The 22,302-nt window shown below is 67.8% G+C and carries 18 protein-coding genes and 1 tRNA gene; 11 read left to right on the plus strand and 8 right to left on the minus strand.

The features are described from left to right. Window positions 1-101: 101 nt before the first annotated feature. Window positions 102-1,709: a carboxylesterase/lipase family protein gene (locus tag P7B02_RS17830; protein ID WP_277787706.1), complete on the plus strand. Its 1,608-nt coding sequence runs from the start codon at window positions 102-104 to the stop codon at window positions 1,707-1,709. 66 nt (window positions 1,710-1,775) lie between these two features. Here P7B02_RS17830 and P7B02_RS17835 read toward each other — a convergent pair whose 3' ends face one another. Together P7B02_RS17835 and P7B02_RS17840 are read right to left on the minus strand one after the other, a co-directional pair. Then, the gene (locus P7B02_RS17835; protein ID WP_269714047.1) at window positions 1,776-1,901 is read right to left on the minus strand and encodes a hypothetical protein; all 126 of its coding nucleotides are present in this window, start codon (window positions 1,899-1,901) and stop codon (window positions 1,776-1,778) included. 353 nt (window positions 1,902-2,254) lie between these two features. Further along, window positions 2,255-2,331: transfer RNA gene (locus P7B02_RS17840), tRNA-Met, on the minus strand. Between the two features lie 103 nt (window positions 2,332-2,434). On the opposite strand from P7B02_RS17840, the gene P7B02_RS17845 reads away from it, so the two are divergent. From P7B02_RS17845 to P7B02_RS17855, 3 genes are read left to right on the plus strand one after another with little or no spacing between them, the layout of a single operon-like run. Continuing rightward, on the plus strand, window positions 2,435-3,460 hold the full coding sequence (locus P7B02_RS17845) for a glycosyltransferase (protein ID WP_277787707.1): 1,026 nt from the start codon (window positions 2,435-2,437) through the stop codon (window positions 3,458-3,460). Next, window positions 3,460-5,205 carry an asparagine synthase (glutamine-hydrolyzing) gene (gene asnB / locus P7B02_RS17850; protein WP_277787708.1) on the plus strand — a complete coding sequence of 582 codons (1,746 nt, stop codon included), beginning with the start codon at window positions 3,460-3,462 and terminating at the stop codon, window positions 5,203-5,205. The genes P7B02_RS17845 and asnB overlap by 1 nt, the downstream gene beginning before the upstream one ends. A gap of 14 nt (window positions 5,206-5,219) precedes the next feature. Beyond that, window positions 5,220-6,443 (plus strand): PQQ-dependent sugar dehydrogenase, encoded by a 1,224-nt coding sequence (locus P7B02_RS17855; RefSeq protein ID WP_277787709.1) that lies wholly within the window; start codon window positions 5,220-5,222, stop codon window positions 6,441-6,443. Between the two features lie 129 nt (window positions 6,444-6,572). Here the strand turns inward: P7B02_RS17855 and P7B02_RS17860 are convergent, their stop codons facing one another. After that, window positions 6,573-9,998 carry an indolepyruvate ferredoxin oxidoreductase family protein gene (locus tag P7B02_RS17860; RefSeq protein ID WP_277787710.1) on the minus strand — a complete coding sequence of 1,142 codons (3,426 nt, stop codon included), beginning with the start codon at window positions 9,996-9,998 and terminating at the stop codon, window positions 6,573-6,575. A 143-nt stretch (window positions 9,999-10,141) separates the two neighbouring features. On the opposite strand from P7B02_RS17860, the gene P7B02_RS17865 reads away from it, so the two are divergent. From P7B02_RS17865 to P7B02_RS17880, 4 genes are all read left to right on the plus strand, one after another. Next, window positions 10,142-10,639: an Lrp/AsnC family transcriptional regulator gene (locus P7B02_RS17865; RefSeq protein ID WP_277787711.1), complete on the plus strand. Its 498-nt coding sequence runs from the start codon at window positions 10,142-10,144 to the stop codon at window positions 10,637-10,639. Between the two features lie 4 nt (window positions 10,640-10,643). Next, window positions 10,644-10,850, plus strand: a complete 207-nt coding sequence (locus P7B02_RS17870; RefSeq protein WP_277787712.1) for a DUF1737 domain-containing protein — start codon at window positions 10,644-10,646, stop codon at window positions 10,848-10,850. Window positions 10,851-11,155: 305 nt separating this feature from the next. Then, window positions 11,156-12,052 (plus strand): pirin family protein, encoded by an 897-nt coding sequence (locus P7B02_RS17875; protein ID WP_277787713.1) that lies wholly within the window; start codon window positions 11,156-11,158, stop codon window positions 12,050-12,052. Between the two features lie 86 nt (window positions 12,053-12,138). Beyond that, window positions 12,139-12,294, plus strand: a complete 156-nt coding sequence (locus P7B02_RS17880) for a hypothetical protein (RefSeq protein WP_277787714.1) — start codon at window positions 12,139-12,141, stop codon at window positions 12,292-12,294. 110 nt (window positions 12,295-12,404) lie between these two features. Here P7B02_RS17880 and pgsA read toward each other — a convergent pair whose 3' ends face one another. Next, window positions 12,405-13,028 carry a CDP-diacylglycerol--glycerol-3-phosphate 3-phosphatidyltransferase gene (gene pgsA, locus P7B02_RS17885; RefSeq protein WP_277787715.1) on the minus strand — a complete coding sequence of 208 codons (624 nt, stop codon included), beginning with the start codon at window positions 13,026-13,028 and terminating at the stop codon, window positions 12,405-12,407. A 113-nt stretch (window positions 13,029-13,141) separates the two neighbouring features. Here pgsA and P7B02_RS17890 point away from each other — a divergent pair, with 113 nt between their 5' ends. Next, window positions 13,142-15,328 (plus strand): DUF6311 domain-containing protein, encoded by a 2,187-nt coding sequence (locus P7B02_RS17890; RefSeq protein ID WP_277787716.1) that lies wholly within the window; start codon window positions 13,142-13,144, stop codon window positions 15,326-15,328. Window positions 15,329-15,332: 4 nt separating this feature from the next. Here the strand turns inward: P7B02_RS17890 and P7B02_RS17895 are convergent, their stop codons facing one another. From P7B02_RS17895 to P7B02_RS17905, 3 genes are read right to left on the minus strand one after another with little or no spacing between them, the layout of a single operon-like run. Next, entirely contained in the window at window positions 15,333-15,746 is a 414-nt protein-coding gene (locus P7B02_RS17895; protein ID WP_277787717.1) for a GtrA family protein, read from the minus strand. Further along, window positions 15,743-16,477 carry a class I SAM-dependent methyltransferase gene (locus tag P7B02_RS17900; RefSeq protein WP_277787718.1) on the minus strand — a complete coding sequence of 245 codons (735 nt, stop codon included), beginning with the start codon at window positions 16,475-16,477 and terminating at the stop codon, window positions 15,743-15,745. Before P7B02_RS17900 ends, P7B02_RS17895 begins: the two co-directional genes overlap by 4 nt. A gap of 1 nt (window position 16,478) precedes the next feature. Continuing rightward, complete coding sequence (locus P7B02_RS17905; protein ID WP_277787719.1) at window positions 16,479-17,444, minus strand: glycosyltransferase family 2 protein; 966 nt, start codon at window positions 17,442-17,444, stop codon at window positions 16,479-16,481. A 131-nt stretch (window positions 17,445-17,575) separates the two neighbouring features. On the opposite strand from P7B02_RS17905, the gene P7B02_RS17910 reads away from it, so the two are divergent. Together P7B02_RS17910 and P7B02_RS17915 are read left to right on the plus strand one after the other, a co-directional pair. Next, window positions 17,576-18,475: a hypothetical protein gene (locus tag P7B02_RS17910; RefSeq protein WP_277787720.1), complete on the plus strand. Its 900-nt coding sequence runs from the start codon at window positions 17,576-17,578 to the stop codon at window positions 18,473-18,475. A gap of 139 nt (window positions 18,476-18,614) precedes the next feature. Continuing rightward, the gene (locus P7B02_RS17915; protein ID WP_277787721.1) at window positions 18,615-20,042 is read left to right on the plus strand and encodes a S41 family peptidase; all 1,428 of its coding nucleotides are present in this window, start codon (window positions 18,615-18,617) and stop codon (window positions 20,040-20,042) included. A 176-nt stretch (window positions 20,043-20,218) separates the two neighbouring features. On the opposite strand, the gene uvrC is transcribed toward P7B02_RS17915, so the two are convergent. Beyond that, complete coding sequence (uvrC, locus tag P7B02_RS17920) at window positions 20,219-22,096, minus strand: excinuclease ABC subunit UvrC (protein ID WP_431355831.1); 1,878 nt, start codon at window positions 22,094-22,096, stop codon at window positions 20,219-20,221. Window positions 22,097-22,302: the final 206 nt, after the last annotated feature.

Genomic DNA, 22,302 nt, shown 5'->3' on the forward strand with positions numbered 1-22,302 from the left:
GGCGCGGGCCGAGGCGCAGCCTTCACATCGGCGAGGTAACCGGTATCATCGTATAAAATTCGACAGGCGGGACACGACGATCCGGCCGAGGGGAGAGAACCATGGACCACCTTGATCGCCGCACTCTGCTGTCCGCCGGCTTGGCCGCCGCAGCGCTGGCGCCCCTGCCCGCCTTCGCCGCCGCCAAGGGCGGATCGCCTGTAGCCCGCACCACCGCCGGCCAAGTGCGCGGCGCGACGGACCAGGGCGTGGCGGTGTTCAAGGGCGTCCGTTACGGCGCCGACACCGGCCCGCGCCGCTTCATGGCCCCCACCGCGCCGACGCCATGGAAGGAAATCGCCGATGCGACCGCCTACGGCCACGCCGCGCCGCAACGCTCAGACCAGCCGAGCCAGAGCGAGGACTGCCTGTTCCTGAACGTCTGGACCCCCGGCCTGCGCGACGGGGCCAAGCGGCCGGTGATGGTGTGGATACACGGCGGCGCCTATTCCAACGGCTCGGGCGCGCATCCGACCAATGACGGGGCTTTGCTGGCCAAGCGCGGCGACGTGGTGGTGGTCAGCCTGAACCACCGCCTGAACGCCTTCGGCTATCTCTATCTGGAGCGGATCGGCGGCGCGGCCTTCGCCGACAGCGGCAGCGCCGGGCAGCTTGATCTGATCCTGGCTCTGCAGTGGGTGCGCGACAACATCGCCGAGTTAGGCGGCGACCCGGGCAACGTCATGGTCTTCGGCCAGTCCGGCGGCGGAGCCAAGATCGCCACCCTGATGGCCACCCCGGCGGCGCGCGGCCTGTTCCACAAGGCGGCGACCATGAGCGGCCAGCAGGTGACCGCCCAGGGCCCGCTGAACGCCACCACCCGCAGCCACGCCCTGCTGGACGCCCTGAAACTGAAGCCGGACCAGTTGGACCAGCTGCGGACCATCCCGACGGCGCAGATCGTGGCCGCCCTGACCGCCACCGATCCGGTGATCGGGGCCGGCGGCCTCTATATGGGTCCGGTGGTGGACCGCACCCTGCCCCGCCACCCGTTCTATCCGGACGCGGCGCCGCTTTCATCGGACATCCCGATGATCATCGGCAACACCAAGGGCGAGACGCGCGGCCTGATCGGCGGCGGCGATCCCAAGACCTTCGACCTGACCTGGGAGCAGGTGCCGCCGCTGCTGGCCCGCAACCTGCGCCTGGACATCGCGCCGGAGGCGGTGCTGGCGGAATATCGCCGCCTCTATCCCGCCTATTCGCCGTCGGACGTGTTCTTCGCCGCCACCACGGCGGGCCGGTCCTGGCGCGGGGCGGTGATCGAGCTGGAGGAGCGCGCCAAGGGCGCCAAGGCCCCGACCTGGGGCTATCAGCTCGACTTCGGCGCCCAGGCAGACGGCGGCAAGTGGGGCGCCAGCCACGGCTATGACATCCCGCTGGTGTTCGGCACCTTCGCCGGCGAGGGCTCCCGCTACGCCGACACGGCGGAGACGCGCGCCGCCTCCGCCCACATGAGCGACGCCTTCATCGCCTTCGCCCGCACGGGCAACCCCAACGCCAAGGGCCATCCCGAATGGCGGCCCTATGGGATGGAGAAGCGCGAGACCATGGTGTTCGACGCCGTGTCGCACCTGGAATCTGATCCGCGCGGAGCGGAGCGCCGCCTGTTCGCCGCCGCGCCCTTCGCCCAGCAGGGCGGCGAGATCAGCGTGGCACCGCAGCGCTGAACGCCGAAAACCCCGGCCGAAAGGCCGGGGCGGTTTCTTCGGTCAGACTTAAAAAGTCGGAGGCGCTTAAGCGCCTTCGCGCTCGGCCCAGACTTCGCCGATGGTTTGAGCGGCGCCCAGCCAGCCGAGGGCGCCGAGGAAGGCGTTGGCCACGGCCACCACCAGGATCACAGGCTCGAACAGTGCGCGCATGTCTTTCGCCTCCCAGACTTTCTGGACTGTGTAATGATACCGCGTCTGTTTCGTTCCCGGAATGACGAAACGGTGACGCTTATGTGACACGGGCGGCTTTTGTGACGGACCGCCGTTCTCCGCGACGCCGCGCCGCATACTCCCCTGGCAACAGCCATGCTTATTGAGCGGCCTCGGACTGCGGCGAACGAGCAGCGGGCCGAGAGGTCGGACGGGAGCTCCAGGGCCCCGTCCGGCCCGACTGGGGGGCGCTTATCCCAGGGGCCACGGACCCAAAGCTTTGCAAGAGCTCGATCCCCGTGGCCCAGCGCCACGAGAAATCCAGACAATTCAGCAAGTTGAAGGCCTCGCACTGGTAGCTGGGGGCGGGATCGAACCGCCGACCTGTGGGTTATGAATCCACCGCTCTAACCATCTGAGCTACCCAGCCGTAGCGGCCTGCGCCCAGTGCGAGGAGGCGGCGTTATAGGTTCGGTTTTTTCGAACTTCAAGCGGCTTGGGAAACAGAGCCCCAAAGGCTAGGGTCCGCGCCGATGAGCGCCCTGCATCTTCTGGGTTCGGCCGCCGACGGCGGCGCGGAGACGTACTTCGTGAGTCTTGTCGGGGCTCTGCGCCGCGCGGGCCTTAGCGAGGCGGCCCTGATTCGCCCTCATACCCACCGCCAGGCGGCGCTGGAGGAGATGGGCGTCTGGGTGAAGACCCTGGATTTCGGCGGGCCGCTGGACCTGCTCACCAAGCCCCGCGCCGCCGCCTTCGCCCGGCAGCAGGACGCGCAGGTTGTGGTGGCGTGGATGAACCGCGCGGCCCGCCACACGCCCAAGGGGCCGTGGGCGCGGGTCGGCCGCATGGGCGGCTATTACAAGCTGAAATACTACAAGGGCTTCGACGCCCTGGTGGGCAACACCCCGGACATCGTGCGCTGGGCCATCGGCCAGGGCTGGCCCGCCGACAGGATCCGCTGCATCCCGAACTACGCGGCCGCCGAATCGGCGAGGCCCCTGGACCGGGCGCTGTTCGACACGCCGGAGGGCGCGCCCCTGCTGCTGGGCATGGGGCGGCTGCACACCTCCAAGGCCCACGACGTCAGCCTGAAGGCCCTGGCGCAGATTCCGGGAGCCTATCTGTGGATCGCGGGCAACGGGCCGCTGGAGGCGCAGCTCAAGGCCCTGGCCGACGGGCTGGGTGTCTCAGACCGAGTGCGCTTCCTGGGTTGGCGCAACGACGCGGCGGCCCTGTACCGCACGGCGGACCTTTGCCTGTTCCCGTCGCGCTATGAGCCGCTGGGGAATGTGGTGATCCAGAGCTGGGCTCAAGGCCTGCCCATCGTGGCGGCGGACGCGCGGGGACCGGCCGACCTGATCCGACATGAGGAGGACGGCCTGATCGTCCCCATGGACGAACCCGACGCCCTGGCCGAGGCGGCGAAGCGGGTGCTGGGCGATCCAGTCCTGCGCGCCGGCATGGTGGCGGCCGGCAAGCATCGGGTGAAGAATGAGTTCAGCGAGGCCGCCGTGGTCGACCAGTGGCGGACCCTGTTCGCCGAGCTGGGAGCCCGCTGATGTGCGGAATCGCCGGCGTGCTGGGGAATGAAGCTTCAGCCGCGCCCCTAATCGCCACCCTGGCCCATCGCGGCCCCGACGGCGTGCGCACCGAGGACGGTCGCGGCTGGTCCATCGGCCACGCCCGCCTGTCCATCATCGACCTGGAAGGCGGCTGGCAGCCCCTGCACGCGGCGGGCGGCACGGTGATCGGCAATGGCGAGATCTACAACTACGTAGAATTGACCGAGCAGTTCGGGCTGAAAGACAAGCTGTCGACCGGGTCCGACTTCGAGCCGTTGCTGCACCTTTACGCCCTGGAGGGGCCGAAGGCGTTTGCGCGGCTGCGGGGCATGTACGCCTTCTGTCTGATCGGCGGCGACGGACGCACCTGGCTGGTGCGCGACCGGTTCGGGATCAAGCCGCTGTACTACACCGCCGGCTCTGACGGGGTCCGCTTCGCCTCCGAGCCCCGGGCCCTGGCGCGCGGGCCGATGGTCCCGGAGCGGGCGCAGGAGCTGCTGGCGCTGAACTACACCCTGGGCGAGGAGACGATTTTCGCGGGGGTGAAGCGGCTGGCGCCGGGGGCGGTGGTGGAGGTTAAGGATGGGCGGGCTCTATCCTCCCCCCTTGGGGGAGGGGGACCGCGAAGCGGTGGAGGGGGTTCTGCTGACTCAGCAAGCCCCCTCCGTCCCCCTGGGTCACCTCCCCCAAAGGGGGAGGATTTGCTGATCCAAACCCTCGACGCCGTGCTCGAGAACAGCGTCTCCGTCCACCAGCGCTCCGACGTGCCCTACGGCCTGTTCCTGTCGGGCGGGATCGACTCCACGGCCATCGCCACCCTGATGAGCCGGCTCAACGCGCGGCCGGTGACCGCCTTCACCTGCGGGTTCGACGTGGCCGAGGCGCGGGACGAGCGGGCGCAGGCGGAGAAGGTGGCGCGGGCGCTGAACCTGGATTGGCGCGAGACCACCTTCACCGAGGACGACTTCTGGCGCCTGGCGCCGCAGGCGGCCTGGGCGCTGGACGATCCCACCAGCGACTACGCCGTCCTGCCGACCCTGAAGCTGACGGAAGCCGCCAAGGGGACCCTGACCGTGGTGCTGAGCGGCGAAGGCGGGGACGAGCTGTTCGCCGGCTACGGCCGCTATCGCCGCGCGCTGCGTCCGCGCTGGCTGGGCGGACGGGCCGCCGAGCCGCAGGTGGACGTTCCCATGCTGGCCGACGGCGGCGCGGGCGCTCTGATGCGCTGGCGGGCGGCCACGGCGGGAATCGAGGGAAGCCTCCTTAAGCGGTCCCAAGCTGCCGACATCGCCACGTGGCTGCCCCACGATCTGCTGCTGAAGCTGGACCGCTGTTTGATGGCCGTGGGGCTGGAGGGGCGCACGCCGTTCCTGGACCCGGAGGTCGCCGCCTTCGCCGACGCCCTGCCCGACCGCATGAAGGTGCGCGGCCGCTACGGCAAATGGATCTTGCGCAAGTGGCTGGAGCGCGCCTGCCCGGCCGCTGACCCGTGGGGCAAGAAGAAGGGCTTCACCGTGCCCGTGGCCGCCTGGATCGCGCCGCGCGCCGCCGGGCTCGGCCCGCGGCTGGCCGCCCTGCCCGCCATCGCCCGGGTCTGCGACGTCGAGGCCGTGCGCGCGGTGTTCGCCGATGAAGCCCACGCATCCAAACGCTGGCCTCTGCTGTTCTTTGGCCTGTGGTCCCTGATCCATCTGGAGGGGCTGCAGCCCGGGGACGCCTTGAAAACCTTGCTCGACGACTAGGAGGAACCGCCCCAATGCGCCTGATCGCTCTTCTGGCCGCCACGACCCTGATGACCGCCTGCGGCGGCGCCGGGGACACCAAGACGGCGAACGCCGCCGCGCCCAAGGGACCGCCGGTCCAGACCGGCCCGGCCAACACCACCTACAAGCCGGCGTTCGAGGGCCAGACCCGCGCGCCGGAGGTGAAGTCCGACGTGACCCTGAAGGTCGAGGTGATCGCCGACGGCCTGACCAACCCCTGGGGCCTGGCCTTCATGCCCGACGGCCGAATGCTGGTGACCGAGAAGCCGGGCCGGCTGATCATCGTCAGCCGCGACGGCCGCAAGAGCGCGCCGATCACCGGCCTGCCGCCGGTTCACGCCGTGCGCCAGGGCGGCCTGCTGCACGTGGCCATCGACCCGAACTTCTCCAGCAACCGCCTGATCTACTGGACCTATGCCGAGCCGCGTGACGGCGGCAACGGCACCGCCGCCGCCCGGGGCCGCCTGAGCGAAGACGGGAGCAAGGTCGAGAACGTCCAGGTGATCTTCCGCCAGACCCCGACCGTACAGTCCGACCTGCACTTCGGCAGCCGCCTGGCCTTCTCGCCGGACGGCAAGCTGTTCATCGCCCTGGGCGAGCGCTCGATCATGGAAGGCCGCATGCAGGCCCAGCGCCTGGACGGCACTTTGGGCAAGGTGGTTCGGATCAACGCCGACGGCTCGATCCCGGCCGACAACCCGTTCGTGAAGACGACGGGCGCCAAGCCGGAGATCTGGGCCATCGGCCTGCGCAACATCCAGGGCGCGGCGATCAACCCCAAGACCGGCGAACTGTGGACCGTCGAGCACGGCCCGCGCGGCGGCGACGAGCTGAACATCCCCCGCAAGGGCAAGGACTACGGCTGGCCGACCATCACCTACGGCATCGAGTACGGCGGCCCCGCCATCGGCAAGAGCGAGACCCAGAAAGCCGGCATGGAACAGCCGATCTATTACTGGGATCCGGTCATCGCGCCGGGCGGCATGACCTTCTACACGGGCGAACTGTTCCCGGCCTGGAAGGGCAACGTGTTCATCGGCGGCCTGGCCTCCAGCGCCTTGGTGCGCCTGGTCATGGACGGCGAGAAGGTGGTGGGCGAGGAGCGCCTGCTGACCGACGAGGACAGCCGCATCCGCGACGTCGTCCAGGGGCCGGACGGCGCGCTGTACCTGCTGACGGATGATCGCGGGCAGGTGCTGCGGGTTTCGCCGAAGTAGGGTGACTGAAATCCTCCCCCCTCCGGGGGAGGTGTCCTGAAAGGACGGAGGGGGCCTTGCTGAGTCAGCAGGCCCCCTCCACCACTTCGTGGTCCCCCTCCCCCAGAGGGGGGGAGGATCTGAAGGGAACTACCCCCTCCCCTCGACCTCCCAGCGCGACCACAGCGGGCCGACTTCCTCGAGCGCCTTCTCCACCGACGCATCCTTGATGTGGCCGAAGCCGCGGATGGATTGCGGGAAGTTGGCGATGCGGCTGGCCAGGGTGATGTTGCTGTTGTTCAGGCCGGCGGCCAGGCGGTCGACGCCGGCCAGGTAGTCGTCACGCAGCTTGCGCTCCATACGGCGCTCGGCGGTGTAGCCGAACACGTCCAGGGCGGTGCCGCGCAGGCCCTTCATTTTCGCCATCATCGGGAAGGCGGAAGACAGCATCCAGCCGCCGAACACCATCTTCTTCGGCTTGCCGTCGTCGCCCTTGCGGGCCAGCAGCGGCGGGGCCAGCCACAGCTTCTTCTTCCCGCCCTTGAAGGTCTGGCCCAGGGTCGCGGCGAAGCGGCCGTCGGTATAGAGGCGCGCGACCTCGTACTCGTCCTTGTAGGCCATCAGCTTGTAGAGGTTGATGGCTACGGCGCGGGTGACGGCCTCCGAGCCGAACGGCGCCTCGGCGGCGGCGATCTTCTCCACCGCCTTCAGATAGCGAGCGGCGTAGGCGGCGTCCTGATAGCCCTTCAGGTCCTCGGCGCGCTTGGCGATGAGGTCCGGCAGCGGCATGGATTCCGGCAGCAGGGCCTCCGGCTCGCGGCGCTTGCGGAAGCCGGGATCGTGGGCGGCCTTGCGGCCGACCTCGAAGGCCTGGAGGTTCGCCTCGGCGTCCACCCCGTTCAGCTTGATGGCGCGATAGACGGCGCGGCTGGAGATCGGGATCAGGCCCTTCTGCCAGGCGAAGCCCAGCATGATCATGTTGGCGTAGATGGCGTCGCCGAACTCCGCCTCGGCCAGGTGCTGGGCCGGGCAGGCGTCGAAGTCCTTGGACGCCGCCTTGATCTTGCGGCTCATGGCGTTGGCGTCGAACACCACGTCACGGCTGGTGACGAAGTCCGCCGTGGGGGCGAAGTCGCTGTTGCCAAGCGCGTGGGTGCGGTCCTTGGCGTAGAGGGACAGGGCCTCCGGGCTAGCGGCCACCAGCACGTCGCAGGCGATCAGGACATCGGCGCTGGCCGCCGGCACGCGGCCGCCCACCACCGTCTCTTCCGTCTCGCCGATCTTCACGTGCGAGAAGACCGAGCCGCCCTTCTGCGCCAGGCCGGTCATGTCGACCACGCTGGCGGCGCGACCGTCCACGTGGGCGGCCATGGCCAGGATCGAGGCGACCGTGGTCACGCCGGTGCCGCCGATGCCCGTGAACAGGATCTTGCGCGTCCCGACCAGCGGCAGGAACTCCGGCAGCGGCGTGGAGTCGGCAGTCAGGGCCGGCATGCCCTTGGCCTTGGCGCTCTCGGCCCCCGTCAGGGTGACGAAGGAGGGGCAGAAGCCCTCCAGGCACGAATAGTCGGCGTTGCAACTGGACTGGTTGATCTTGCGCTTGCGGCCCAACTCGGTGGCCAGGGGCTCGACCGAGACGCAGTTCGACTTCTTGGAGCAGTCGCCGCAGCCTTCGCAGACCAGCGGGTTGATGAACACCTTCTGCTCGGCCTTGGCCATGGAGCCGCGCTTGCGGCGGCGGCGCTTTTCGGTGGCGCAGGTCTGGTCATAGAGCAGGACCGTGGTGCCCGAGGTCTCGCGCAGCTCGCGCTGCACGGCCATCAGCTCCGAACGCGGACGGACGACCACGCCGGGGGCCAGGTCGGTGACGCCCTCGTAGCGGGACAGGTCGTCGACGACGATGACGGTCTTGGTCACGCCTTCAGACGCCAGCTGGCGGGTGATCTGGGCGGGGGTGAAGCCGCTTTCGGCCCGCTGGCCGCCGGTCATGGCCACGGCGTCGTTGAACAGCAGCTTATAGGTGATGTTCACCCCGCTCGCGACCGCGCCGCGGATGGCGAGCGAGCCGGAGTGGTTGTAGGTGCCGTCGCCCAGGTTCTGGAAGATGTGCGGCTCGCTGGTGAACGGCGCCGCGCCGACCCAGGTCAGCCCCTCGCCGCCCATGTGAGTGTTGAGGTCGGTGTTGGGGTCGTTGAAGGCCGCCATGTAGTGGCAGCCGATCCCGGCCAGGGCGCGGGAGCCCTCGGGCAGCTTGGTGGAGCTGTTGTGCGGGCAGCCCGAGCAGAAGAACGGCTTGCGCTGCTGGTCCGAGGCCAGGGACACGGCGGCCACGCCAGCGGCCGACACGCGGTCCAGATAGGCGCGGGCGCGCTCCATGTGCGGGCCGTCCGGCAGGCGGTCGGCGATGGCCAGGGCGATTTCCGCCACCGACAGCGAGCCCAGCTCCGACAGCAGGGGCAGGCCGCGTTCGTCGGTCTTGCCGATGATCTTCGGCCGGGCGTGGTCGGGCATGTCGTACAGCGCGGCGCGGGCCTGCGGCTCGATCATCGCGCGCTTGTGCTCGATGATCATCATGGTCTCGAGCCCGCCGGCGAAGGCGCGGAGGCCCGTCTGCTCCAGCGGCCAGGGCATGCCCACCTTGTAGACGGCCACGCCTAGGGCGGCGGCCTCCTCCAGGGTGATGTTCATGGCCGAGAAGGCTTCGAGCACGTCCTTGTAGGCCTGGCCGGTGCAGACGATGCCGAAGCGCGGGCGGGCGGCGTTGACCACGACCCGGTCGATCCTGTTGGCGCGGGCGAAGGCCAGGGCCGCCGGAATCTTGTGGAGCCGCATGCGCCGCTCCTTCTCCATGGGCTGATCCTTGGTGCGGATGCCCAGGCCGCCGGGCGGCATGGAGAAGTTTTCGGGCGTGACGATGCGGTGGCGGTCCAGTGACACGTCGATGGTCACGCCGCTGTCCATGGTGTCGGCCAAGGCGATCATGCCGACCCAAAGGCCGGAGAAGCGCGACATGGCGATGCCGAGCAGGCCGTAGTCGAGCACCTCCTGAACGTCGGCCGGCGACAGCACCGGAATCTCGAAATCCATGAAGGCGAAGTCCGACTGCGACGGCAGGGTCGAGGACTTGCAGTTATGGTCGTCGCCGGCCACGGCCAGGACGCCGCCCTTGGGGAAGACCCCTGCGAAGTTGGCGTGCTTGAACACGTCGCCGGTGCGGTCGACGCCGGGCGCCTTGCCGTACCACATGCCGAAGACGCCGTCGTACAGGGCGCTGGGGAACAGGTTGGCCTGCTGGCTGCCCCACACGGCGGTGGCGGCCAGGTCTTCGTTGACGCCTTCCTTGAAGGTGACCTTGGCGGCGTCGAGGAATTTCTTCGCGCGGCCGGCCTGCTGGTCGAGGCCGCCCAGCGGCGAGCCCCGATAGCCGGACACGAAGCCGGCGGTGTTCAGGCCGGCTTTCTCGTCGAGGCGACGCTGATCGAGCATCACACGGATGAGCGCCTGCACGCCAGTTACGAACGCACGGCCATCCTGGAGCAGATATTTGTCGTCGAGCGTCACTTCAGCGTGCCGCATTGAAATATCTTTCCTTCCCAGTTTTCTTTTTGTATCTGCACGATCATACAACCGTGGGGGAAATGCTTGCCAAAGCCATGCCCGCCACGTGGGCTTTACAGGCAAGAAGAACGCCCGAACGGGCCGAATTGGGGGAGTAAATTTTGTCCGAAGCGCTCGATGCCGTTGACGCCAAAATTCTAGACCTGATCCAACACGACGCCGCGCTGTCGGTTGCAGAGATCGCCGAACGGGTGGGCCTGTCGTCCAGCCCTTGCTGGCGCCGCATCAAGCGCCTGGAAGACGCCGGCATCGTCCAGCGCCGGGTCACGATCCTGGACCGTGAGCGCCTGGGCCTGAACTTCGAGGTCTACTGCACGATCAAGCTGTCCCTGCCGAGCAAGGACAACCTCGATTCCTTCGACGCCGCCGTCCAGAAGTGGCCGGAAGTGGTGCAATGCGCCACCGTCACCGGCGCCGCCGACTACGAGCTGCGCATCGTCACCCGCGACATGCACGCCTTCGACGAGTTCATGCGCGAGAAGATCCTGTCCCTGGGCCTGGTCTCGAACATCGAGAGCCGCATCGTCATCCGCCCGGTGAAGAACAGCACCGCCGTGCCGCTGGGCCTGGTCAGCCCCTACGTCAGCCCGCACAGCTGAGGCGATGAAGGCCTACCGCTACATCACCGGCCCCGATGACTCGGCGTTCTGCCACCGGGTCACCAAGGCGCTGAGCGAGGGCTGGACCCTGCATGGCGGTCCGACCCTGACCTTCGACTCTGTGCAGGGGCGGGTCATCTGCGGCCAGGCGATCACCAAGGACGTGGACGGCGTGGACTATTCGCCGGAGATGAAGCTCTCGGAGCTCTGAGCTTTCACCGCCTTCGGCGGCACATAGCTCCGCCACCCTAGGCCTTGTGCCTAGGGCCCAGAGACTCCGTATTGGCCGCAAGTCCGCAGCGGCTCCACCTCACGAAACCTGAGCTTCAGCCGTTTCTGGGTCCTCGCCACAAGGGCGAGGAAGACGGATGGGGTTGAAGCGCCTAGCGCGTGGGTTGCTGCTGAATTCGTCATCCTGAGGAGCGAACCACGGTTCGCGTCTCGAAGGACGCACCCCGTCCAAGACACGTCGCAAAAACCCAATATCATGGCGGCCTAGCTTGGAAGGGCCGCACCATGATCGAACTCGTCATCGACCAGCGCCGGAAGGATCTCGGGGGCTTCGAGGTCGGACGCGTCCTGCCCTATGCGCCGCGCCGCATGGTCGGCCCGTTCATCTTCTTCGACCACATGGGCCCGGCCAGCTTCGAGCCCGGCTTCGGCCGCGAGGTGGACGTGCGGCCGCACCCGCACATCGGCCTGTCGACCCTGTCCTACCTGTTCGAGGGGGAGATGACCCACCGCGACAGCGTCGGGTCTGAGATCGACATTCGCCCGGGCGAAGTGAACTGGATGACCGCCGGCTCGGGCATCACCCATTCGGAGCGCTTCGAGACCCTGCGGCGCGACGGCGGCAAGATGGACGGCATCCAGACCTGGCTGGCGCTGCCGACCGACAAGGAGGAGATCGACCCAGCCTTCTCGCACCACAACGGCCCAGACGAGCTGCCGTTCTACGAGTCCGGCGGCCTGACGGCGCGGCTGGTGGCGGGCGAGGCGTTCGGCGCCAAAGCGAAGGTGCCGGTCTATTCCCCCACCTTCTACGTCCACTGGGAGATGGCCGCCGGGACCAAGGCCGGCCTGCCCGCGGAATATTCCGAGCGCGCGGCCTACGTGGCCAAGGGCCAGGTGGAGATCGCCGGCCAGACCATCCACGCCGGCCAAATGGCCGTGTTCGCACCGGGCGAGACAATCACCTTCCTGGCGCTGGAGCCTTCCACCGTCATGCTGCTGGGCGGGGAGCCGATCGGCCCGCGCTTCATCGAGTGGAACTTCGTCTCCTCGTCCAAGGACCGCATCGAGCAGGCCAAGGCCGACTGGCGCGCCGGGCGCATGAAGCTGCCCGATCTGGACCACGACGAGTTCATCCCCCTGCCCGGCGATCCGCCGCCGCCGGCCAATCCGATGTCTTGATCCAGCGCAAAGCTGCACAGAAGAAGCCGCTTGCCGACTCCGGACTTGCAAGTCATTCTCAATATCGACTTGAGAAGGAGACGGCGATGGTCCTTCGAGCAGTGGGTGCAGCGGCCCTTGCCCGGCTGATGAAGACGGATCGCGAAGTCGATCTGGACAGCGAATGGCTGCTGTTCGGCCCGACCGATCCGGAGATCGTGGACGAGCCCGAGACGGTCCAGATCCTGCTGGCGGCGGAGTAACCCTGCGTCCTTCGACTTGTCCGCTAGCGCGGACAGCTCAGGATGACGAATTCAATGCAAAACCTTCGTCATCCTGAGCGGGAGCGTCAGCGACCAGTCGAAGCACGCACCTACTTCGCGATCAGCGCCTTGTGCGCGGCGTTCCAGTACTGGACGCCGGTGATGATGGTGACGATCGTCGCCAGCCACAGCAGGCTGTGCGCGGTCAGGGTCACGGGATTGAGGATTTCCGGCTCGGACGAGAGGTTGAAGCCGGGCCAGGCCATGACCAGCATTTCGGCGGCGAGCGCCGAGATCTGCAGGGTGGTCTTCCACTTGGCCAGCAGGGTCACCGGCAGCTTCACGCCCTTGCCGGCTGAGATTTCGCGCAGGGCGCTGACCGTGAATTCCCGGAACAGGATCAGGCCGATGGGCAGCACGATCATCGGCTGACCGCCCAGGCCCAGCAGGCCCAGGGCCGCGCCGCAGACCAGCACCTTGTCGGCGATGGGGTCCAGGATCGCGCCCCAGACGCTTTCGGCGTTCAGCTTGCGCGCCAGCCAGCCGTCGAAGAAGTCCGTCACCCCCGCGATGACGAAGGCGTACAGCGACCACCGCAGCAGGGCGAACTGCATCTCCGGCGTCAGCTGATCGGAAAGGCCAGGCACGCCTCCCGCCGCCGCGGTCAGGGCCGCGAACATGAACAGGCAGAGGACCAGGCGAAGGCCGGTGAGGATGTTGGGCAGGGACTTCATGCGGACTCCTTAGCGCGTAACGCATGACAACTGAAAGCGGCGCCCCGCATCCAGTAGTTACTGACCATCCCGTCAAACGCTGCTAAGGGGGCCTCCTCCAGGGGAAGTCATCCATGACCAAGAAAAGCCGGGCGGCGCTCAAGCTCGACATCAACCTCGCCGGCGAGGACGCGGGTTTCCGGGGCGCGGTCGCCCTGGCCGCCGTCATCGGCGTGTTCCTGTTCGGCTACATGTTCGGCTTCGACCTGCCGCTGGCCAGCGCAACCTTCTGGTCCATGCCCAAGAGCGACATGGTCGCCATGACGGGCGGCTATGAAGCCTTCATCCGTGCGCCGTGGGGCTTCCCGATCACCATGGTGTCCAGCCTGACGCCGGAACCGACGCCCATCGTCTTCACCGACAGCATCCCCTGGCTGTCGGTGCTGTTGAAGGCTTCGGGACTGGGAGCGTGGTTCAATCCGCTCGGCCTTTTCCTGCTGATCTCCTATCCGCTCCAGGCGATCGCCATGGGCGCGCTGATGCGGGCGCTGGGCGTCACCAGGCCGTGGCCGGTGCTGGTCGCCTGCCTGATCGCGCTGATGTTCCCCGCCTGGATCATCCGCCAGTTCGGGCACATCGCCCTGTGCGGGCATTGGATTCTGTTGTTCTCGCTGGCCTTGTCGGTGAGCATGGCCCGCAATGGACTTGAGCGTCGACACACCGTCGGCTTCACGGTTCTGGGCGTGCTGGCCGCCGGCATTCACGCCTATCATCTTGTGCCCGTGGCCGCCTGCCTGGGCGCGGGTCTGCTGTCCGTGCTGCTGCAGAACGGCCCGCGCAGCCTGCCCCGCGTGCTGATCAGCGGCGCCACGGTGTCCGCGGGCATCGTGATCTCGGCCCTCATCCTGGGTTACCGCGAAGGCGCCGGCCCCACCGGCGGGGCGGACTCTCTCGGCTTCTACTCCATGAACATGGTCGCGCCGTTCTGGCCGCAGGCCTCGAACCTGTGGGGCCAGGACTGGACCGGGTCGTGGTTCGCCAAATCGCTGGACGCCAACGGCGGTCAGATCTTCGAAGGCTTCCAATACCTCGGCGCGGGCGCGCTGCTGCTGGTCGCGCCGCTGATCATCGCCTTCATCCGCGCCGACCTGCCGACCCGGCAGGCCCTGGTCCGCTGGGGGCCGTTGGCGCTCGCCATGACCGCCCTGACGGTCTGGGCGATCGGCTGGAACGGCTACTTCGGCACGCTGCAGGTCTATGCCGCCCCCAAGCCGAGCGGAAAAATGGCCGAGATCATCGGCGGCTTCCGCGCGCACGGCCGCTTCTTCTGGGTTGTCGGCTACCTGCTCATCGCACTGGGCGTCGCCTGGGCGGCCCGACTGCCGCGCCGCGTCTCCGCGGTGGTGCTGCTCAGCGCCCTGCTGCTCCAGGCCTATGACACGGTCCAGATGCGCCTTGCCGTGCGCCAGACCTTCGACACCCCCGCCGGCAAGCTCTATCCGGCGAGCCTCGACAACGCCGCGGCGGTCAAGGGGCGCCCCTGGATCTTCGCGCCGACCTACTTCTGCAGCCCCAACGGCCAGGACCAGCACGTGATCAGCCAGATGAACCTGATGATCCTGCGCGGCGGCGGCACGACCAACACCTACGCCACCGCGCGCAGCCGCGACGCCGCGTGCGACATCACGCCGGCCGGCTACACCCAGGACGCCGCGCCGGGTGATCGACGGATCATCGTCGTGACCAGCAATGATCAGTACGAGGGCGGAGCGCTTCAGCCGATCGCAGCCCGCACGGACTGCTATCGCTTCAAGCGCGGGGCCATCTGCGGTCGCGACCTGGACGGCATCGACGGATTGACACGCGTCAAGCCCGGCGAGCTCTCATCCTCCGCTCGTCAGCTCGTCGCCGCCATCCGCATGGACCAGGGCGTGAAGCCCGCCAACCTCACCACGGGCTGGAGCGCCGCGGAACAAGGCGCCAAGGGCATCTGGTCGATCGGGCCGAAGGCGACGCTGTCGGTCAACGGCCCCGCTCGCCTGGAGGCCGAAAGGTCGCTGATGCTGGAGATGACCCTTATCGGCTTCTCCGACGCGCCGCTTCGCCCGCAGGCGGTGGCCATCAGCGTCGGTGGCCGCAAGATCGCTGATCTGACCGTCGAGCCGGGCGTCTTCACGACGCATCGCATCGGTGTGCCGCAGGAATATGTCCAGGCCGGCCAACCTGTCGTCCTGACGCTCGATCTACCCGACGCGCGCGCGTCGGCGGCTGACCCGCGCGTGCTCGGCGTCGCGATCCAGCAGCTTCGGGTGCTCTACTGACCGCTCAGACCGCCGCGACCCGCGCCGCCGGGAAAACCCAATAGCGGCTGAGCAGGAACAGCACGACGGTGTAGACGCACATGCCAGACAGCTGGGCGGCGATCTCCGCCAGCTGGCCTTCCGGCAGCACCGCGTGGGCCAGGAACAGCACGCTCTGGTTCAGGGCGAAGCTGAACAGCACCGAGGCCAGGTAACGCGGGCCCGCCTCGCGCACCGAGCGGCCCTTGCCGAACACATAGCGGCGCTTGAGCACGAAGCTGACCATCACCCCCGCGGCGTAGCCGCCGGCGTTGGCGAGATAGGGGTTCACCCCGAAGCCCTGCTCCAGGCCGATGATGATGCTGAAGCCGACGAGCGTGTTGACCACCCCCACCAGCCCGTAGCGGAAGGCGTCGCGGACGAAATTCCGGAAGCTCACGAGCGGTCGTCTTTCCGCGCCGCCACGGCGATCGACATGCCGAAGGGCAGGCCTGCGTGCGCCACGAACGGCGCTTCCAGGGCGAAGATGGACTGCAGCAGTCGGTTCAGGGGCTTGGAAGGCATGGCGTCGTCGGGGCTGTCGTCGCCTCGCCAGCGTTTGACCTGACGCTGTGCGACCGCGGCGGGGAAGAGGAGCGTGTTGAAATAGGTCGCCCTCTCGATCGTCAACCCCGCGCCTTCGATAAGCCTCCGATACTCGGGCAGGACATAACGCCGCTTGTGGTGATGCAGCTCATCGTGACGGCTCCACAGCCACTGATAGGCGGGCACCGTGGTCAGCACCCAGGCCCCCGGCTTGGCCAGCGTCGCCAGGGCCCGCACCGCCCCCTTGTCGTCGTCCACATGCTCGACCACGTCGAAGGCGCAGACCAGATCGAAGCTCTCGGCCGGGAAAGGCAGGCCGTCGGGCAGAAGACCGCCGTGGACCGGAACGCCTGTCCGCTGCGCCGCGCACAGGCGGCTTTCCTCGTCCGGCTCCACCGCCTGGACGTCGCCGAACTGCTTCAGGAGGGGGATGTTGCCGCCTGCGCCGCAGCCGATCTCAAGAATCCTGGGCTGGGCGGGCAGGCCCAGAGTCTGGATCAGGCGGCCCAGAATCCGCCGCCGCGCCACAAACCACCAATGCTCGCCATCCAGGTCACGAAGGTGGTCATAGATGGCGCGTTCCATATCAGTCGAACCCGTATCGTCCGGCTACGATGTAGAGCGGACGCCCCTTCACTTCCTGATAGATGCGGGCGACGTATTCCCCGAGCGTGCCGATCGCGAGCATCTGAACGCCGAAGCTGAGCAGAAGGATCACGACGATCGACGGATAGCCGGGCACGTCCGCGCCGAACAGCAGAGTGCGACCAACGATGGTGGCCGCGAAGATGAAGGCCAGAACCGCCGCCGCGAAGCCCACATAGCTCCAGATGCGGATCGGCACGCTGCTGAACGAGGTCAGGCCGTCGAGGGCGAAGTTCCACAGCGTCCAGTAGCGCCAGTTGCTGGACCCCGCCGCCCGTTCCGGCCGCACATAGTCCACGCCCACCTGCTTGAAGCCGACCCAGGCGAACAGGCCCTTCATGAAGCGGTTGCGCTCCGGCAACTGCTTCAGCACCTCGACCACCCGGCGGTCCATCAGGCGGAAGTCGCCGGCGTTGTAGGGCAGCGGCACGTCGGAGATGCGGTTGAAGAAGCGGTAGAAGCCCTGGGCGCTCATCCGCTTGGCGGCGCTGTCGGCGCTGCGGTCGACGCGGACGCCATAGGCGACGTCGGCGCCCTTCTCCCACTCGGCCACGAAGTCCGCGATCAATTCGGGCGGGTCCTGCAGGTCCACGTCGATGGGCACGACCATGTCGCCGGTGGCGGCGTCGAGCCCGGCGGACAGGGCCGTCTCCTTGCCGAAGTTGCGGGACAGGTCGATGACCTTGATGCGGGCGTCGCGCTGCTGGGCGGCCAGCAGGACCGCCAGGGTGGCGTCGCGGCTGCCGTCGTTGACGCAGATGATCTCGTACTCGACGCCGATGGCCGTCAGCACAGGGTCCATGCGGGCGAAGAACAGCTCCAGCACCTCCTGCTCATTGTAGCAGGGCGCGATGATGGACAGGCGCTTGCCGGCTCGGGAGCGTGTCTGGGCGGGTACAGAAGTCATGACCAGCCCTGCGTAACGGGCGACGCGCCTTGTGGAAAGCCCGGATGAATTCGAGAGGCGATCACAGCCAGGGGTTGCGCGAATTGCGCTTCGCACGGCAACATTAGCCCATAGCGCCCAAGAGGCTTCGCATGCGGTTGTCCAAGTTCGCTCTTCCCTTGGCTTTCAGCCTTGCTCTCGCGGGCGCGGCGGCCGCTCAAGAACCGGTCAACGAAATCGAGGGCGTGACCGTCACGCCCGACAAGCCGCTGACCCCGCGCGAACGGGTGACCACTTTCAGCGAGAAGGTTCCCGGCGGCCAATTCCCCGTCTGGGTACGACCCATATGCCCGCTGACGCTCGGCCTCGGCGTCGACAAAACGACTTACGTCTCAGCCCGCATCCGTCAGTTGGCGGAGCAGACGGGGCTGAAGTACGGCGGCGAGGGCTGCCGCGTGAACGTCATCGTCCTGTTCTCCAACGAACCGGAGGTGCTGCTGACCAAGCTGCGTAAGAAGCGCATCAACCTGTACGGCTCCACCCAGCGCAGCAAGGTCAACCGTTTCATCGAGCAGGACAGAGCGGTGCGGCTGATAACCCTCACCTCCGAGGCGCCGGCCCGAGGCGTGTCCGCCAGCGCCATGATGGCGGATGTGGGCAGCGGAGCGCCCGAGTTCAGCACTTCGAACCCCTCCCGCATGAGGCCCATGACCTTCAACACCATGGATCGCATGATCCTGGTGGTGGACGCGCGTCTCGCCGAAGGCCTGAAGATCAAGACCCTGGGCAGTTACATCGCCATGTCCGCCCTGACCCGACCCAATCAACATATGGATCAGACCGGGCGCGACACCATCATGTCGATCTTCAACAGCGAAGGGCGGACCAACGCCCCGATCGAGGATCTGACCGCCTGGGACGAGGCCTATCTGAAGGCGCTCTATACGGTCGATCCCCGCCAGCGCCTGTCCGCCCAGATCGGCGGCATGGTGCGTGAAATCGATAAGCAGCTGAATCCCAAGTCCCCGGCCCCGAAGCGGCAGCCCGCCTGAGAGAGGTTACACCGCTTTAACACGCCCCACGGATCACCGTTCGCTATAAGCATAACGGCGATCGCGCTGCATGCTCGAGCTTGCGCGTAACCGATCGCCCGCTTGCGCGAATAGGTGGCGGCAACACCGGGGGGTCTGGATGATCAAGCTGCTTCGCCTCGCCGTCTTCGGCGCGGCCATTTCCTTCGCCGCGCCGGCCATGGCCTATGACGCCGCGCCATGGATCGAAGACCTGCGGCAGGTGAAATCGTTCCTGACCAGCAACCGCTACGCCAATCTGGAATGGCTGACCGGCGAGCGGGAGGCGAACCTCGACGCCGTGTTCGAACGCGGCGAGCAACAGCTGACCGCCGCGACCAGCGAGGCGGAAGCCAAGGTTCAATTCGAACGCACCTTGGCGAACCTGGGCGACGGCCATCTGGAGGTGAAGTGGAGCGCCAATCGGACGGCGCTGCACGCTGGAGACTCCGGCCGCCCCTGTGGCGACATGAGGAAGATCACGCCGGCTCAGCCCGTCGCCGCCCGGATTGCGGGCTGGCGGCCGGTGGACGGCCCGGCGGCCGCCGACTTCCCGGCCGGGATCGTCGAGTCAGGCGGGAAGAAGATCGGCGTGGTGAAGATCAGCCTGTTCATGGCCGACCCAACCGTTTGCGAGGCCGCGGCGGCGAAGCTGAACCTGCCCTTGGACAAGCCGTGTGATCAGGCCTGCGGGGACGCCGTTGACCGCGCGACCTATCAGCTGCTGACCGACCGTTTCGGGGGCCGCCTGCGCGACCTGAAGGCGGCCGGCGCCGAGGTGCTGATGATCGACATCGCCAGCAATGGCGGGGGCCGCGAATGGGCCGAGGTCGTCGCCCGCATGGTCACCGCCAAGCCCGTAAAGGGCGCCCGCGTCGGTCTGGTGCGGGCGGAGACCACCGCCCAGGCGCTGGAGGAGCGCGCCGCCGACCTGGAAGGCTATGCCCGCAAGGCCAAGGGCGGCGACAAGACGCTGCTGTCGAAGGCGGCCGACGACCTGCGGACGGCGGCGGCCGAAGCGCGGCGTCCTTGCGACTCCGCTCCGTTCCTTAAGCGCGAAGCCTCGGCTTGCGCCTGGCTGGTCGAGGGTGGCTACTCCACCGGCCTGATGGATCAGCTCGATCCGGCTCTGGCGAACCGCCCCTGGGCGGGAGACCTCTACAGCCCGGCCAAGATGAAGCACGAGACGGGCCTGTGGTCGGGACCGCTGATCGTCCTCGTCGACGCGGGCTCCGCATCGGCGTCCGAAGAACTGGCCGCCGAACTGCAGGACGCGCGCGCAGCCGTGATCCTGGGCGCGCCCACCTTCGGCGCCGGTTGCGGCCACTCGACTTCGGCCGGGCCGATCCCGCTGAAGAACAGCGGCGGCTTCCTGTCCCTGCCCGACTGCGCCCGCCTGCGCGCTGACGGGTCCAACGAGATCATGGGCGTCGAGCCCGACATCCTGATCGGCTTCCGCCGCGGCGACAGCGCGGGACGTAAGGCGCAACGGCTGGCGGGAAAGTTGCCGGCGGCGGTGGCGGCGTCGCTGAAATCTCCTCCCCTGTAGCGAAGCGGGAGGGGAGGCTCTGCCTACTCCCAGAACAAGCCGCTCACCTCGGCGAAGGCCGGGGTCCAGGTGAAGCCCTGCTGACGCTCTAGATGAATCTGGATCCCGGCCTTCGCCGGGATGAGCGGTTGAAAGTTTGAATCTGTCCCTCCCCGTTTCGCAGGGGAGGAGAAGCTTCACCCCTTCCGGAAAAACCCGTGGATGCGTTCGGCCAGGGCCTGGTTGACGCCGTCGACCTTCACCAGGTCTTCGACGCTGGCGCGGCTGACGCCCCGGGCGGAGCCAAAGGCGTGCAGCAGGGCCTTCTTGCGGCCGGGACCGACGCCCTCGATCTCGTCGAGGGGGTTCTTCTTGATGTCCATGGACCGGCGGGTGCGGTGGCTGCCGATGGCGAAGCGGTGCGCCTCGTCCCGCAGGCGCTGCAGGTAGTAGAGCACCGGCGATTTCGGCTCGAGCATGAAGGGGTCGCGGCCCGGGATGAAGAACCGCTCAAGCCCGGCGTCGCGGTCCGGCCCCTTGGCCACGCCGACCACGGCGATGTCGTCGACGCCCAGGTCGGCCATGACCTCCAGCGCCGCGTCGAGCTGACCCTTGCCGCCGTCGATGAGGACGAGGTCGGGGCGGACGGCGTTCTCGCCCTCCTCCTCTTCCTTGACCAGGCGCGAGAAGCGGCGGCGCAGCACCTCCTTCATCATGCCGTAGTCATCGCCGGGGGTGAGCTCCGTCCCCTTGATGTTGAACTTGCGGTACTGGCTCTTCTGGAAGCCCTCGGGGCCGGCCACGATCATGCCGCCCACGGCGTTCGTGCCCTGGATGTGGCTGTTGTCGTAGACCTCGATCCGCTCCGGCTGGCCGTCGAGCTGGAACGCCTCGCAGACTCCGGCCAGCAGCTTCGACTGGGCCGAGCTTTCCGCCATCTTGCGGCCCAGGGCCTCGCAGGCGTTGGTCAGGGCGTGCTGCACCAGATCGCGCTTTTCGCCGCGCTTTGGGGTGCTGATCTCCACCTTGTGGCCGCTCTTGATGGCGAAAGCCTCGGCCAACAGGGCGCATTCGTGGGGATCGACGCTGGTCAGCATCATCCGGGGGATCGGCTGGTTCTCGTAGAACTGGCCCATGAAGGCGCCGAGGATCAGGGCCTCCTCGCTGACGCCCTCCTCCTCCGCCGCGCTGGCGACGCGAGGGAAGTAGGCCTTGTTCCCCCAGTTCTGGCCGGCGCGGAAGAAGAACACCTGCACACAGGCCTGGCCGCCCTCCACGTGCAAGGCGAAGACGTCGGCCTCGTCCACCGTCTCGGGATTGATCTGGCTTTCCTGGGCGACGCTGGCCAGGGCGCGGATGCGGTCGCGCAGGCGGGCGGCGCGCTCGAACTCCAGGTCATCGGAGGCGGCCTGCATCTCGGCCGACATGCGGCCCATGACCGCCCGACTCTTGCCGCGCAGGAAGGCCTCGGCCTCGTCCACCAGCAGGTTGTAGTCGGCCTTGGAGATCAGATCCGTGCAGGGCGCAGAACAACGCCGGATCTGGTGCAGCATGCAGGGCCGCGTGCGGCTGTCATAGACGCTGTCCGAACATGACCGCAGCAGGAACGCCTTCTGCAGGGTGTTCAGGGTGCGGTTCACCGCCCAGGCGCTGGCGAAGGGGCCGAAATAGTCGCCCTTGATCGTGTGAGCCCCGCGATGCTTGCGCAGCTGCGGCGCGGCGTGGTCGCGGCGGATGACGATCTCGGGAAAGCTCTTGTCGTCGCGCAGCAGGACGTTGAAGCGCGGCTTCAGCTGCTTGATCAAGTTGATCTCGAGCAGCAGGGCGTCGGCTTCGGTCCGGGTGGTGACGAACTCCATGGACCGCGTTGCGTCGACCATGTGGGCGATGCGGTTGGTGTGGAAGCGGCCCTGGGCGTACTGCACCACACGCTTCTTCAGGCTCTTGGCCTTGCCCACATAGAGGACCTCTTCGTCCTCGCCGATCATGCGATAGACGCCCGGCCCGTCGGGCAGGCGCTTCACCTCGTCCTTGATCAGGGCGGCGCCGGTCAGTGGTGCGGTGGTGTCGGTCACGGGCGCAGATATAGGGCGGTTCGGCCGTTGTGACAGCTAGGTGCGTCGAGACATCTCCTCCCCTGCGAAGCGGGGGAGGGGGACCATGCGCAGCATGGTGGAGGGGGCGAACGCTGCAGAGCCGCTAGTGGGAGAGCACCTCGTTCACACCGAGGGGGTCAGATGCCCAGTCACGCCCCCTCCACCGCTTCGCGGTCCCCCTCCCC

Source organism: Caulobacter segnis (assembly GCF_029543125.1).
Classification (GTDB): domain Bacteria; phylum Pseudomonadota; class Alphaproteobacteria; order Caulobacterales; family Caulobacteraceae; genus Caulobacter; species Caulobacter segnis_D.